The 13,642-nt window shown below is 62.9% G+C and carries 10 protein-coding genes; 3 read left to right on the top strand and 7 right to left on the bottom strand.

Annotation, left to right across the window (positions count from 1 at the left end; translation table 11 throughout):
• Positions 1 to 11: 11 nt before the first annotated feature.
• Positions 12 to 1,208 (bottom strand): MFS transporter, encoded by a 1,197-nt coding sequence (locus AC1DSJ_RS18090; RefSeq protein WP_441371048.1) that lies wholly within the window; start codon positions 1,206 to 1,208, stop codon positions 12 to 14.
• 92 nt (positions 1,209 to 1,300) lie between these two features.
• Here AC1DSJ_RS18090 and AC1DSJ_RS18085 point away from each other — a divergent pair, with 92 nt between their 5' ends.
• Complete coding sequence (locus AC1DSJ_RS18085) at positions 1,301 to 1,759, top strand: Lrp/AsnC family transcriptional regulator (protein ID WP_441371049.1); 459 nt, start codon at positions 1,301 to 1,303, stop codon at positions 1,757 to 1,759.
• Between the two features lie 127 nt (positions 1,760 to 1,886).
• On the opposite strand, the gene AC1DSJ_RS18080 is transcribed toward AC1DSJ_RS18085, so the two are convergent.
• Both AC1DSJ_RS18080 and AC1DSJ_RS18075 read right to left on the bottom strand, forming a co-directional pair.
• Positions 1,887 to 3,059, bottom strand: a complete 1,173-nt coding sequence (locus AC1DSJ_RS18080; RefSeq protein ID WP_342067388.1) for a metallophosphoesterase — start codon at positions 3,057 to 3,059, stop codon at positions 1,887 to 1,889.
• Positions 3,060 to 3,146: 87 nt separating this feature from the next.
• Complete coding sequence (locus AC1DSJ_RS18075; RefSeq protein WP_441371050.1) at positions 3,147 to 4,400, bottom strand: alpha-hydroxy acid oxidase; 1,254 nt, start codon at positions 4,398 to 4,400, stop codon at positions 3,147 to 3,149.
• Positions 4,401 to 4,840: 440 nt separating this feature from the next.
• Here AC1DSJ_RS18075 and AC1DSJ_RS18070 point away from each other — a divergent pair, with 440 nt between their 5' ends.
• Positions 4,841 to 6,310, top strand: a complete 1,470-nt coding sequence (locus AC1DSJ_RS18070; protein ID WP_279997697.1) for an ATP-dependent nuclease — start codon at positions 4,841 to 4,843, stop codon at positions 6,308 to 6,310.
• 284 nt (positions 6,311 to 6,594) lie between these two features.
• Here AC1DSJ_RS18070 and AC1DSJ_RS18065 read toward each other — a convergent pair whose 3' ends face one another.
• Positions 6,595 to 8,691, bottom strand: coding sequence for a TonB-dependent siderophore receptor (locus AC1DSJ_RS18065; protein WP_441371051.1), 2,097 nt, complete (start codon positions 8,689 to 8,691; stop codon positions 6,595 to 6,597).
• Positions 8,692 to 8,822: 131 nt separating this feature from the next.
• Between AC1DSJ_RS18065 and AC1DSJ_RS18060 the strand changes: the two genes are divergently transcribed.
• On the top strand, positions 8,823 to 9,638 hold the full coding sequence (locus AC1DSJ_RS18060) for a PepSY-associated TM helix domain-containing protein (protein ID WP_441371052.1): 816 nt from the start codon (positions 8,823 to 8,825) through the stop codon (positions 9,636 to 9,638).
• A 175-nt stretch (positions 9,639 to 9,813) separates the two neighbouring features.
• On the opposite strand, the gene asd is transcribed toward AC1DSJ_RS18060, so the two are convergent.
• From asd to AC1DSJ_RS18045, 3 genes are all read right to left on the bottom strand, one after another.
• Positions 9,814 to 10,686, bottom strand: coding sequence for an archaetidylserine decarboxylase (gene asd / locus AC1DSJ_RS18055; protein ID WP_054422050.1), 873 nt, complete (start codon positions 10,684 to 10,686; stop codon positions 9,814 to 9,816).
• 110 nt (positions 10,687 to 10,796) lie between these two features.
• Positions 10,797 to 12,428, bottom strand: coding sequence for an ATP-binding cassette domain-containing protein (locus AC1DSJ_RS18050; RefSeq protein WP_082386955.1), 1,632 nt, complete (start codon positions 12,426 to 12,428; stop codon positions 10,797 to 10,799).
• A gap of 335 nt (positions 12,429 to 12,763) precedes the next feature.
• A complete protein-coding gene (locus AC1DSJ_RS18045; RefSeq protein WP_441371053.1) occupies positions 12,764 to 13,633 on the bottom strand; it encodes an HpcH/HpaI aldolase/citrate lyase family protein in 870 nt (289 codons plus the stop codon).
• Between the last annotated feature and the right edge of the window lie 9 nt (positions 13,634 to 13,642).

The raw sequence follows: 13,642 nt of genomic DNA, 5'->3' as shown, positions 1-13,642 counted from the left end.
GAGGCGCCAGGTCAGGCGGCCGCTTCGCTGCGTGCGGCGCGGCGGCCGTTCAAGCGCCAGTGCAGGCTTAGCGCCGCAATACCGACGGCGGCCGACGCGCACAAGCCCAGCGTTTCAAACCCGGCATGGGTGTAGAGGGTGCCGGCCACCGCGGTGCCGACGCTGGCGCCCAGATAGGTCGTGCAGGTGTTCAACCCCAGCACCGCGCCGCGTTCTTCAGGCCGGGCGCGCGAGAGCAATAGCACCAGCAGGTTCAGGCTCAGTTGCGACGCCGCGCCCCATACCGTGGCGATGGCGAGCACCGCCGCCAGCGAGTGCGCAGCCGGCAACAAGCCCAGATAAACCAGCGCAATCGCCGCCAACGCCAGCGGCAAGGCGCGGCGCGGCCCCAAGCGTTCGATCAAGGGCGCACCCGCGATACCGGCCAGCAAGAACCCCGCTCCATAGGCGAAAGCGATAAACCCCACTTGGCCGGCCGACAGCGCCAGCAGCGTGCGCACGTGATCTGCCAGAAAGGCATACACGCCGTAGAACGCCGACGAGAATGCCAGGCAGGCCAACAGCAGAATCGGCACATCGCGATACGACAAAGGCGCAAGCAGGCGCGACAAGCGCAACGGCGCGGCGTTTTCGGCGCGGCGCTCAGGCAGCGTGCGCAGGCCCAGCAAGGCAACCGTGCCGCACAAGGCCAGCACACCGTACGTGGCGCGCCAGCCCACGGCGTCGGAAATCAGTGCAGACAGCGGCACGCCCACCACCAGCGACACCGACCAGCCCGCGATCACGCGCCCCAGCGTGCGCGCCTCTTGACCCGGGGCGGCCACCAGCGACGCAGACCCATAAGCCGCAGGAAGAATCACGCCCGCCGCCGCGCCCGCCAGTGCTTGCGCCAGCGTCAGCACGATCCAGTGCGGCGCGGCGGCGGACAGAAGCAGGGCGGCAATCAGCGCCACCATCGCCCCTAACAGCGACCGGCGGATGCCGATGCGGTCGATGCGCCCGGCCAGGAAGAACGCGCTGGCCGCGGTGGCCGCGCCGTAGGCGGAAATGGCCGTGCTGATCGTCAACGGGGACGTCGAGAAGGAACGTGCGACGTCGCTCAAGATCGGGCTGAGCGCCAGGCCATTGGAGCCAACGACGCTGACGGCGAACATCAGGGCGGGTACGGACGAGGCCGCCCGGGGTTTTTGCTTGCTACGATTCTGCATGGCCCGAATTTTATTGGAATAAAATAAGGGTTAACTCCAATAATTCCTTATTCCATAAAAGTTCGAATGCCGTAAGGCAGAACCTGATTCCGATGGCAGACCTTGACGATCGCGACCGAAAACTATTAACGCTGCTGGCGGACGACGCGACGCCCAGCTACGCCGAATTGGGCAAATTACTGAACTTGTCAGCCCCGGCCGTGCACGAACGCGTCAAGCGATTGAAGCGTGACGGCCTGATCAAAGGCATTGCCGCCAAGCTGGACGGCGCACGCATTGGCCGGCCCTTGCTGGCGTTTGTGCACGTCGACACCAATAACTGGAGCATCACGCAACAAGTGCTGGGCCTGGCCGAGCTGACCGAGGTGGAAGAGATTCACACCATCACCGGCAAGAGCGCCATGCTGTTGAAGGTGCGCGTGCGCGACACCCAGGCGCTGGAACTGCTGCTGGCGCGCATTCATAAGATCGACGGCATCACCAACACCACCAGCGATATCGCGCTGACCAGTTATCTGGAACGTGGGCCGCTGCCGGATACCGCGGGCTGATTTCCAGCGGGCATCGCGGGTATTTCGGGCATCGCCAGTATTCTGGGCATCGCCGGTATTTCGGGCATCGCCAGTATTTCGGGCATCGCCGGTATTTCGGGTATTGCGAAAGCGAAGGGCCGCGTTCTCAGACGCGGCCTTTTGCCGTGCGCAGGCGCAAGCGCGTGATTTCGGACGGCGCGCCCAGCCGCTTGGGCGGACCCCAGTAGCCGGTGCCACGGCTGGTGTACACCCACATCTTGCCCAGGCGATGCAAGCCGGCCGTGAACGGTTGCTGGAAGCGCACAAAGAACCCCCACGGAAAGAACTGGCCGCCGTGCGTGTGGCCGGACAGCTGCAAGGTATAGCCCACGGGTTCCGCGGCGGCGGCGCTGCGCGGCTGATGGGCCAGCAGGATCTTGGCGCAGGCGTCGGCGGGCGCGCCGGCTAACGCGGCCTTGGGGTTGCTGCGCTGCTGCGGGTCGAAGGCGCCGGCGCTGTAATCCGTGACGCCGGCCACCACCACGGGCAAGCCCGACGGATGAATCACCGCGTGTTCATTCATCAGCACGCGCAGGCCCATCCGGCGGAACTCGGCGACCCAGGCCGCCGCGCCTGAATAATATTCATGGTTTCCGGTGACCAGGTACACGCCGTAAGGCGCGCGCAGGGCGCCCAACGGACTGGCTTGCTCGGACAGATGCTCGACACTGCCATCGACCACATCGCCCGTGATGGCGATCACGTCGGGCAACTGTTCGTTCACGGCATCGACAATGGCCTGCACATAGCGCTTCTTGATGGTGGGGCCGACGTGAATATCGCTGATCTGCACGATGGTGAAGCCGTCCAGGTCTTGCGGCAGGCCGGCCACAGGCACATCCACGTCCACCACACGCGCCAGGCGGCGCGCGTTATAGAAGCCGATCAGCGTGCTGGCCAGCGCCAGCGCGGCAACCGTCCAGGCGCTGATACTGCGAATCTGCATCCAGGGCACCGCTGCGCCGATCACCAGATTCGCCAGCCACGTCAATAGCAGCACGACGTCGCGCACCACCGTCAACACGAAGAGCGATGAGAACAGGCCCATCGCAATCAGCCCGACCCACGCAATGCGGTCACCCCAGGGCGGGTTCACGGAGGAACGCGCCAGCATGCCCAGCGGAATCAGAATGCACGACAGCAGCAAGGCCAGGATGGCGGCGGCAGCGCCTGCGCCGCTGAGGAGCGCGTCGGGAATCAAGCGGGCGCCCACATAGACGTGGGCCAATGCCCCAAGCGTCAGAAAGCGCAGAAAAAACGAGGATTGGCGTAGGGACACGGCGCGGGCGAGAGGCGCGCCGGCCTTTTGACCCAGCGCGCACGTAGCAAAGGAAACGCCATTCTATGCCGGGCTAGCGTCCCCGGTTCAAGGCAATGGCCCGGATGCGCTGGGCAAGCCGTCGCGCCATAGGAGGCTGGCGTCCATCTCCCGGACGCTGTTGATGCCCAGCATCGCCATGTTGCGGTCCACTTCGGCCCGCAGCAGGTTGATGGCGTGTGCGACGCCTGCCTGTCCGCCCACCGCCGACGCGTAGTTGAAAGGCCGGCCCACGAACACAAAGCGGGCGCCCAAGGCCAGCGCCTTGAGCACGTCGCCGCCGCGGCGCACGCCGCTATCCATCATCACCGCCATGCCGCCTGCCGCATCCACCACCGCTGGCAGCGCGCGTAGCGGGGATATCGCACCATCCAGTTGGCGCCCGCCGTGGTTGGACACGATGATGCCGTCCGCGCCAAGCTGGCGAGCCAAGGCCGCATCGTGGGGATGCAGGATGCCCTTGATGATCAGCGTGCCGGGCCATTGGCGGCGGATGCGCGCCACATGCTCCCAGCTGAGATGGTCGCGCGCGGTGAAGTCGCGCAGCACCGACGCCGACACGATAGGCGCGCCGCGTGTCGCAAATGAATTCTCGAAGTGCGGCATGCCATGCGCCAGCAGCGTGCGCAGAAAGGTGCCGGCCAGCCAGCGCGGCCGCGTCAGGCCGTCCCAGGCCAAACGCAGGCTGGGCTTGAGTGGAGTGGAAAAACCCGTGCGCACATTGTTTTCGCGGTTGGCCGACACGGGGATGTCCACCGTCAGCACCAGCGTTTCGTAGCCGGCGCGGCGGGCGCGTTCGACCAGGGCGTCGATCTTTGCCGGGTCGCCCGGCAGATAGGCCTGGAACCAGGTGCCGGGCGCTTCCTGGATAACGTCTTCCAGCGCAATGAGCGATGTGCCGCTCAGGATGGCCGGGATGTTCGCTTCGCGGGCGGCTCGGGCCTGAACCACGTCACCGCGATAGGCCGACAAGGCGCTGATACCCATTGGCGCTATGCCGAAGGGCGCGGCGTAGGTGCGGCCGAACAATTCGGTTTGCGTCGTGCGGTGCGACACATCGACCAGCACGCGGGGCGCAAAGCCGTACTGCGCGAACGCACGGCGGTTGTCTTGCAGCGATTGGTTGTCTTCCGCGGCCCCGGCAACGTAGCCAAAGATGGGCCGCGGCAAGCGCTTGCGCGCGGCAGCTTCGAAATCGTCCAGGGACAACATGCGGGCAAGCGCGCGCGGCAAGGGCCGGGTGGTGGTGGCGCGATCGGTGGCGCGAACGGGTGCGGTGGCGGGCAGGGCGTTGGATGTCATGGCGGGCCGGTAAAGCCCGTAATCTAGCAACGCCGATTTATCGCTGAAAGCGAATTAATAAGGAAAGCCTTGTTCGCTTTTTGGCGCATAGATGCGCCGGGTGTCCGAATTTCATTCAACTTGAGATTTGGTTCACTGAATTTGGCCGTGAGCTAGGCGGAAAGTACCTCGAGCCAGCAGACCGCTTCCGACCCTGAGCCGCCCTTCAGATAAAAACCGCAGAGCGGTCATTCTTAACAAGCATTCGAAGCTATCGCACAACAGCTTGCTTTGCAGAAGTTATACTGTTTGTAAAAACCTCACGGACTTCTACTCGTTTCAACGGTTCAACGCCTAGACGGTCGGTTTGCGGCCTGCGGCCTCCAGCCACAGGTGCGCTTTAGTGTGAGGATTCAACGACATTCACGCTGCATAATGATTACTAGAAAGGAATGGGAACGATGGCTGCGAGCGAGATACGTGATTCAACCAAAACCGAATTGCTGGACAAAGTCCGAAGGCATGACTTTGGAAAGTACCTTCTCAAAGCAAGCATCGAAAGAATCCGTGGATTCATAGGCGAGGACATTAACTTCGAGTTTCCTGTAACAGCCCTCATTGGACCGAATGGGAGCGGGAAGTCGGCTGTCTTGGGCGCAGCCGGGTGTGCCTATAAGCCAGTGAAGCCGAGCATGTTCTTTCCGAAGAGCACTGTCGGCGATGAATCGATGTCTGGATGGAGGGTTGAGTACGAGCTAATCGACAAACAACTCAATCCAAGACAAACAATTAAAAGAACTTCAAATTTTCGACAAGCAAAATGGGTCCGCGGAGACGTCGCGGATCGCGAGGTACTATTTTTCGGCATTGAACGAACAGTCCCAGCCGGCGAAAAAACCCGCTACAAGCAGCTGATGCGCTCCACGTATGTGCACCGCCCGCCTTTACAACAGCTTGGTGCAGACGTCGCAAGGCAAGTGGAGCACATTCTAGGAAAATCGGTCGCCGATTATCGCGCAACGCAGTATGGTCTCGACGACACGTTTTTAGTTGGGCGCGCAGGCACGAACCAATATTCAGAATTTCACTTTGGCGCGGGTGAATCGTCCATCATTAGGATGGTCACGAAGATTGAACGGGCACCCGAGAATAGTTTGATCCTCATAGAAGAGATCGAGAACGGGCTGCATCCTGTAGCCACGCGACGGATGGTCGAATACCTAATCGACGTTGCCAGTCGGAAGTCGATCCAGACGATTTTTACAACCCACAGCGACTACGCCCTGTCACCTCTACCCAACGCGGCTATTTGGGCGAGTGTCGACGGCAAGCTCAGGCAAGGGAAGCTGTCGGTGGAGGCATTGCGCGCGGTTGCTGGCCGCGTCGATAAGAAGCTAGCGGTTTTCGTAGAGGACGTCTTCGCGAAGACATGGGTGGATACAATCCTTCGTGAAACGCTAGGAGCAGATTATGACCAAGTCGAGGTTCATGCTGTAAACGGCGATGGAAACGCAGTAAGGACTCATCGCGGGCACATGAGCAATCCCGCCGTGCAATTCAAGTCGTTGTGTGTAATCGATGGCGACTCTCAGCAGCTCGAAGACCGTGACGCTGGCGTCATCCGACTTCCCGGCTCTCAGCCAGAACTTGCTGTCTTTGAGGGGATCCGAAATAGGCTGGACAAAGACTTAGCCGTGCTAACCGTATCATGTCAACGCGCTCCTGAGGCCCAAGACATGGTGAATCGAGTGCTCGAAGAAGTTGCACGGACAAATCGAGATCCTCATGTTCTTTTTAACCAAATAGGCATCGCGATCGGGTTTGTCCCAGAGGCGATCATTCGAGGGGCATTCCTTGCGCTCTGGGTGCGCGCGAACTCAGAGTTTTGCACTGACCTCGCAGCGAGAGCGAGGGCGCTCATTGAGGCCTAGCCGCTTATTCAGCAGTAGGATCTCAAGCCTTCGCTGGCAGCCGTCTGTTAGTTCGAATGTCCACTGTCCGGTTCTCACGACTGCAAATGTCTGCTCCTGGCCGAAAGCAGACGTCCATGGCTGGAATGGGCGTCGCGTCGCGCGCTGGCAAGACGCAGCCATTTAGTGGGTGTATATCGGATAGAAGCCCCAGCTTTCATACTTGCCGCATCGGCCCGCAGCAGTTCATACAGGGGATGCAGACGCTCACGCGCTTGCCGCCCCATTCCCCAGCCGCTCCGCGATCAGTGGCGGTACGACAGCGTTAACAGGGTGATGCGTCCATCGCCCAGCGCGACCGCGTTGCGTACTCCGCCTGCGTAATAGGGTTTGTCGAACAGGTTGTTCAGGGTTAGCGCTGCGCGCCAGCGGCGCGCGTTATATGCCACGCCTGCGTCGGCAACGACATAGCCGGGGAGGTCATAGCCGTAGGTATAACGGCTTCCTTCACCGCGAAGCCCGCCGGTCAGTTCCCAGCCGGCCAGGTCGCCGTGCATCCGATAGCGCGCAGTTAGATTGAAACTGTGACGCGGAACGCTGTTGAGGCGGGTATTGTTGGTGGACGGCTGCTGGCCGCCATCGTCAACGACGACGGCCGATAGATACGCGTATCCCCCCATCAGGCTCAGGCCGTCGGTCAGGTCCGTTGCCCATCCCAATTCCGCGCCGCGTGTGCGTTGCTTGCCGACCGCAATGCTGTAGCCGTCGTTCAGCGGATCGGATTGGAGAACATTGCGGCGCTCCAGATCGAACGCCGCCACGGTGATGCTGGTGGCGCCGTCGTTCAGGTCGAGCTTCACGCCGGCTTCCCATTGTCTGCCGCTTTCCGGTTTGAATGTGCCGCCGTCTACGCTGGTGCCGCTGTTGGGATAGAACGACGTGGCGTAGCTGATATAAGGCCGCACGCCGGGCAGGACCTCGTACATCAATGCGCCTGAACCCGTGATGGCGTTATCGCTGCTGTCTTCGCGCGCCTGCGTGCGATGTTCCGTCGAATAAGTGGTGGCGCTGTCATGACGCAGGCCGAAGACCGCGTTCCATCGCTCTCCCAGCGCGATCTGGTCGCGGGCATACAGGCCAATCGAGCGCACGGTGGTGCTGCTGTTGGTGCGCGGATTGGCAGGGCAGTTGATGGCGCTGCCGTATACGGGTTGGTAGACGTCCAGGTCCCGCACCGAGCAGTTGTACGACAGGCTGTTCTCCCGCGTGCGCAGGTAATCCACGCCAACCGTGATGTCATGGCGGCCAAAGCCGGTTTCAAATCCGCGCTGTGCGTTGGTATCCAGCGTGATCGTGTCGCCGTCCCAGTGCTGGTCGGTGGCGGTGCGCCGCAGCGTTCGATTGTCCGCGCGCAAAAGGCCATTGGCGACCAACTGGCCATTGAGCGTAAATGACTGCCAGCGCGCGTTCTGGTTGACCGTCCAGCCATTGTCAAACCGATGCGTCAGCGCATAGCCCACGCGGCTTTGGTAGCCGCGATAGGGGTCCTGCCCGGGCTCGCCGGTAAAGCGGTTTCGGGGGATCTGGCCATTAGGATTTGACTGGACTGACCCGGCGACCGGCAATCCCTGCTGGCGGATGTAGCGGCGTTCCTGGTAGCTGGTGAGGATGGTGAAATCCGTTCGCGCGCCCAGATCCAAAGACAGCGAAGGGGCGATGAACCGATTCTTGAACCACACGTGGTCTGTTTCGTCATCCGAATTCATGGCCAAGGCATTGATGCGAAATGCCGCCTTGCCGTTGTCCGACAGCGGCGTACCCATGTCCAGCGTAGCCTGCCGGAAATCGTGGCTGCCCACGGTGGTGGCCACTTCCGCAAAACTCTCGGCACGCGGGCGCTTGCTGGCCATGTTGACCAGGCCGCCGGGCAGGACCTGCCCATAAAGCAGCGAGGCGGGGCCCTTCAACACCTCTACCTGCTCCACGCCGAACAGTTGTTCGGCGATGCGGTTGCTTGCGGCCGTGCGCAGCCCGTCCAGGAACAAGGAATCCGAAGCGACCTGGCCGCGGATGATGAGGTCGTCCCAGCCGCGGCGGCCAAACTGATTGCTGACGACGCCGGGCACGTTATGAAGCGCGTCGGCCAGGGTCTGCGCCTGCTGCGCGTCCAGGACCGCCCGGGGTACCACGGTGATCGACTGCGGCGTCTTGGCCAGGGGAACCGACGACTTGGTGACCGTGGGCGGCGCGATAGGGTTGAACAGGCTTTCCTGGCCTGCGTCGTCGCCAGTTACGCGCACGGCGGGCAGTTCCACGGCGGAATCGGAGTTCTGTGCAACGGCGGCAAAGGAGGCGGCCAGCGCCAAGGCGGCAGCGAATGCCGGATAGGGATGCAAGGGCATGAAGGGACGGCAGGGGAGGTGAAGCGGTGGAGAGGATGCGCCACAGCGCGCTTTCTGAAAGCGCACCGCGATATGCGAATGAGAATAACAACGATTAATTATAAGCATTGCAATGCACGGCGAGCGCGGCAATGCGCTCGAAAATTTTGCCTTGCGATGTCTTCACGCTGGCGGTGATGGCGGCCGAGATTGCTTGGCTGATTGAACCTGCCATGCGGGTCACGCCTCAGGAAAGGCAGTTCGGCGTGCCGCTGGTCGCCCTGATGTCCATCCCGCTCCTGTTGATGCTGGCCAGCAGCCTTTTCATCTACAAGCTCTGGTGGCGCGGCTTTCTGACATGGCCGCGCAAGGGAAAACCGCGATTGACCTGGGGTGATGTGCATCGGCTAGCCGGCGTCCGGAGTCTCGGTTTCATGCTGCTTATCGGCGTGACTGCGTTCTGGTATCTAGTCGAGTCGCTGGGGGCGAAGGCGCCGCTTCCGCCCGCGATCGTGCAGCTCAAGGGCAATGCCAAGCACGCGCAGTTGGCGGCCGAAGACGTCGACAGGGCAATCTCCGCGGCACAGGCGGCGTGGCCCGATCTGAAGATCTCCAGCTTGCGGCTGACCCCCAACGGGAAGGCCCTGTTGTTGGAAGGGCGGGCGAATGGATTGCTGTTGCGTGAGCGCGCCAACGTCATCGGTGTCGAGCTCGTTTCAGGCGAGATCCTGGGGCGCAACGACGGGCAGGACATGAGTGTGCACCAGCGCATCGGCGAGCTCGCGGACCCGATTCATTTCGGCACGTTCGGCGGGTGGCCTGTGCGCGTGCTGTGGTGCATTTTTTGGGCTACTGTTGACCACGCTATCCCTGACGGGGGCGTATCTTTATGGCATCCGTGTTGCCGAGGCCATGCGGGGGGCACTCAAGCGGCGCGGTGCGCCAGCCGGCGCACCGCATTCCCGTGACCTGTCCGCCTGGGCCGTCGCGTGGTTATGTCAGGTCTTGGCCGCTGGCAGACGTTCGTCAACCGCGTCTAGCTCACAGGCGTTGTAGGGTAGGGCAGGCGCACTGGCAGGGGGGCTTCGAGATGTGATGGTCCCAATCATCACCCAAGTTCAATGAACTTCGACACCGGGCGTTTCAGCCCGAAAACTTCGGCAGGGCCAGCAGTTCGCCCATGCGCACCGGGCCGGTCACCGATGGGGTATCGGCCCAGCGGATTTTGTCAGGGCCGAACAGCACGATGGCGGTCGAGCCCAACTTGAAGCGGCCCATTTCCGCACCCTTGGCCAGATGGATCGGCGCACGCGCGGCGGCGTCATAGCGCACGGACTTCACGCGGCGCTTGAACGGGGTCACCAAGCCTGCCCAGACGGTTTCGATGGACGCAACGATCATCGCGCCCACCAGCACCACAGCCATGGGGCCATGTTCCGTGTCGAAGATGCAGACCACGCGTTCGTTGCGCGCGAACAGGCGCGGCACGTTGCGGGCGGTCAGCGGGTTCACCGAGAACAAGCGGCCCGGCACATGCACCATCTCGCGCAGCGTGCCGGCTACCGGCATGTGGACGCGGTGATAGTCTTTCGGCGACAGATAGATGGTGGCGAATTCGCCACCCTGGAAGGGGGCAGCGCGTTCGGCGTCGCCGCCCAGCAAGTCCACCAGGCCGTAGTTGTGGCCCTTGGCCTGGAAGATGCGGCCTTGTTCGATGGCGCCCATCTGGCTGATGGCGCCGTCAGCCGGACAGAGCACCGAACCGGGCTCGTCGTCCAGCGGGCGCGCGTCGTCTTTGAGCGCACGCGTGAAGAAGTCATTGAAGCACTCGTAGGCCAACGGGTCTTCTTGCAAGGCCTGGCTCATGTCCACGCCGTACTTGCGGACAAAACGCGAGATCATCCAATTCTTGACCGCGGGTTCCCGGCAGTCTGAGGCGTATCCGAAGAAGCGCGACACCAGGTGATGGGGCGCAAGATACTGGCTGGCGAGAAATAGTTGGTCTTTGATCGTCATCTACGAGCGCTGAAAAAACTCGTCCCGCGTACAGCGGGACGGGGTTGAAGGTTGCGTTGCAAGCCGTCTAGCGGAGACAGCTGCGTGCAATTCGCGGGATTGTAACGCGATCAGGCGGCTTTGGCGGCCAGCTTGGTCTTGTAGAGCCAGTCCTTGTAGTCGTCAAGGTCGCCATCGAACGGTTTGACGACGCCGTCGGCCACGATGATGAACTCATCGGTGGTGGCGCGCAGCAGATGGCGATCGTGCGAGACCAGCATCAACGTGCCTTCGAACTGCGCCAGCGCGGTGGTCAAGGCTTCGCGCGTTTCCAGGTCCAAGTGGTTGGTGGGCTCGTCCAGCAGCAGCAGGTTGGGACGCTGCCACACGATCAGCGCAAGCGCCAGGCGCGCCTTTTCGCCGCCGGAGAACGGCGCGATGGAGCTGGTGGCCATGTTGCCGTTGAAGTTGAAGCTGCCCAGAAAGTTGCGCAGCTCTTGTTCGCGCACGGTGGGCGCGATCTTCATCATGTGCCACAACGGCGATTCGTCGTGGCGCAGCATTTCAACCTGATGCTGGGCGAAGTAGCCAATCGACAGGCCCTTGTTGAATTGCGTGTCGCCCGCCAACGATTCCAGATCGCCCGCGATGGTCTTGATAAACGTGGACTTGCCCGCGCCGTTGATGCCTAGCAGCCCGATGCGCTGGCCCGCTTGCAACGAGAAGTTGATGCCCGACACGATGATCTTGTCGGACACGGCTTGCGTGTCTTCGTCTTCCACGCGGTAACCCGCGCTGACCTTGTCCATGGTCAGCAGCGGGTTGGGCGCGCGCAGCGGTTCGCGGAATTCGAACGAGAATTCGGCGGCGGCGCGCAACGGGGCCACTTCTTCCATGCGGGCCAGGGCCTTGATGCGGCTCTGCGCCTGACGCGCCTTGCTGGCCTGGGCCTTGAAGCGGTCAATGAACGATTGCAGGTGCGAACGTTGGCGCATCTGCTTTTCCATCATGCCGGCCGCCAATTCCAGCTGGGCGGCGCGTTGGCGTTCGAACGACGAGTAGTTACCCGAGTAGCGCTTGAGCTTGCGCTCGTCGATGTGGACGATGACGTTGACCACGCCGTCCAGGAAATCGCGATCGTGAGAGATCACGATGAGCGTGCCCGGGTAACGCTTGAGCCAGTCTTCCAGCCAGATGATGGCGTCCAGGTCCAAGTGGTTGGTGGGCTCGTCCAACAGCAGCAGGTCGGACGGGCACATCAGCGCTTGCGCCAGGTTCAGGCGCATGCGCCAGCCGCCGGAAAAGCTTGTCAGCGGCAGATGCATCTGTGCTTGCGTGAAGCCCAGGCCGGTCAGCAGCTGTTCGGCGCGCGAGTGCACCGTGTAGGCGTCGGCGTCGGCCAGCGCGGCGTAGATGTCGCCCATGCGCAGGCCGTTCTCGGCGCTTTCGGGTTCGGCTTCCAGCGCGGCGAGTTCCGCTTCCAGCTTGCGCAACGTGACGTCGCCGTCGATGGCGTATTCGATGGCGGGGCGGTCAAGCGCGGGGGTTTCCTGCGCGACGTAAGCCATGCGCCAGCTGGACGGATAGTCGAGATCGCCTTGGTCGGCGTGCAGCGTGCCGCGCAAAAGGCCGAACAGGCTGGACTTGCCAGCGCCGTTGGCGCCGATCAGGCCGATCTTGTCGCCGGGGTTCAAGAGCAGGTCGACCTTGTCGAGCAAGGGCTTGACGCCGCGCATGAGTGAAACTTGTTGGAAGCGGATCATGAATCTTGGGGCAGGGGGTGGCGCGGCAACCGCGCGGCAAGGCTCCCGCCACAATGGCGCGGCGCAAAAAAGGGAACCGGAGAGGGTTCGCGCCATGCCGGGAACTTGCTTGGGGCTATCGGGCGCGAAAGGCGAAGGGACGGGACGCCGGATAAGCGCGTCGTCGGATCGTGGGCAGTATTGTACCGGGCCGCGCGCATCGGCGCATCGGGCGGTGGAAAACGGGGCGGAATTGCCCCAGGAAGGCGGGCCGATGCCGCGCGTGGGAGCGGCTATGCCGCAGGCAAGGCAAACGATGCCGCGGGCGAGGCAATCGATGCCGCAGGCAAGGCAAGCTATGCCGCGGCGATGGCGGCGGCCAGCGCCAGCACCCGTTCGGCTTCTTGCGCGTGCAGGTTTTCCACCAAGGCGCCATCGACCACGGCAACGCCCAAGCCGGCGGCTTGCGCGGCGCGCCAGGCGTCCAGCCGTTTGCGCGCTGTGGCCAATTCATCTTCCGTGGGCGCGAATGCCGCATTGGCTGGGGCGATTTGCTTGGGATGGATCAGCGTCTTGCCGTCAAAGCCCTGATCGCGCCCTTGGCGGCACGCGGCTTCCAGGCCCGCGTCGTCCTGCAAGTCCAGATGCACGCCATCCAGCACGGCCAATCCGTGCGCGCGCGCGGCCATCACGGCCAACGAACGCGCCAGCAACGTTTCTTCGCGGCCAGGCGTGTGGCGCGCGTGCAGGTCTTTCACCAGGTCTGACGTGCCGACGACAATGGCGGCCAAGCGGGCGTGGCCGCCTGCAATCGTGTCCAAACGCAGAAAGCCCAACGGCGTTTCAGCCATGGCCCAGAGCGGCAAATCCGGCGGCGCGCCGGCTGCGTCCAGCGCATCAGCCAAAGCCGTTAGCTGCGCGGCGGATTGCACCTTGGGCAGCAACACCGCATGCGCGCCGGCCTGAGCGATGGCCTTGATGTCGTCGTGGCCCCAGGGCGTGTCCAGTGCGTTGATGCGCACGATGCATTCACGGCGTCCATATCCGCCTTCCCGCAAGGCGGCGGCCACTTGTTCGCGGGCCTGCGTCTTGGCGTCGGGCGCAACGGCGTCTTCCAGGTCAAGAATCAGCGCGTCGGCATCCAGGCTGCGGGCCTTGTCCAGCGCACGTGCATTGGCGCCGGGCATGTAAAGCACCGAGCGGCGGGGGCGGATGGGAAGCGTCATGGGATGCGG

It is taken from the genome of Achromobacter sp. 01N37 (assembly GCF_056399725.1).
This window is presented reverse-complemented; position numbering and strand designations above follow the sequence as displayed.

Bases quoted from the DNA above. Each gene is read 5' to 3' on its own strand.
- AC1DSJ_RS18085 (WP_441371049.1), top strand. From the start codon at position 1,301: ATGGCAGACCTTGACGATCGCGACCGAAAACTATTAACGCTGCTGGCG.
- AC1DSJ_RS18065 (WP_441371051.1), bottom strand. From the start codon at position 8,691: ATGCCCTTGCATCCCTATCCGGCATTCGCTGCCGCCTTGGCGCTGGCC.
- AC1DSJ_RS18060 (WP_441371052.1), top strand. From the start codon at position 8,823: ATGCGCTCGAAAATTTTGCCTTGCGATGTCTTCACGCTGGCGGTGATG.
- asd (WP_054422050.1), bottom strand. From the start codon at position 10,686: ATGACGATCAAAGACCAACTATTTCTCGCCAGCCAGTATCTTGCGCCC.
- AC1DSJ_RS18050 (WP_082386955.1), bottom strand. From the start codon at position 12,428: ATGATCCGCTTCCAACAAGTTTCACTCATGCGCGGCGTCAAGCCCTTG.
- AC1DSJ_RS18070 (WP_279997697.1), top strand. From the start codon at position 4,841: ATGGCTGCGAGCGAGATACGTGATTCAACCAAAACCGAATTGCTGGAC.
- AC1DSJ_RS18075 (WP_441371050.1), bottom strand. From the start codon at position 4,400: ATGACATCCAACGCCCTGCCCGCCACCGCACCCGTTCGCGCCACCGAT.
- AC1DSJ_RS18045 (WP_441371053.1), bottom strand. From the start codon at position 13,633: ATGACGCTTCCCATCCGCCCCCGCCGCTCGGTGCTTTACATGCCCGGC.
- AC1DSJ_RS18090 (WP_441371048.1), bottom strand. From the start codon at position 1,208: ATGCAGAATCGTAGCAAGCAAAAACCCCGGGCGGCCTCGTCCGTACCC.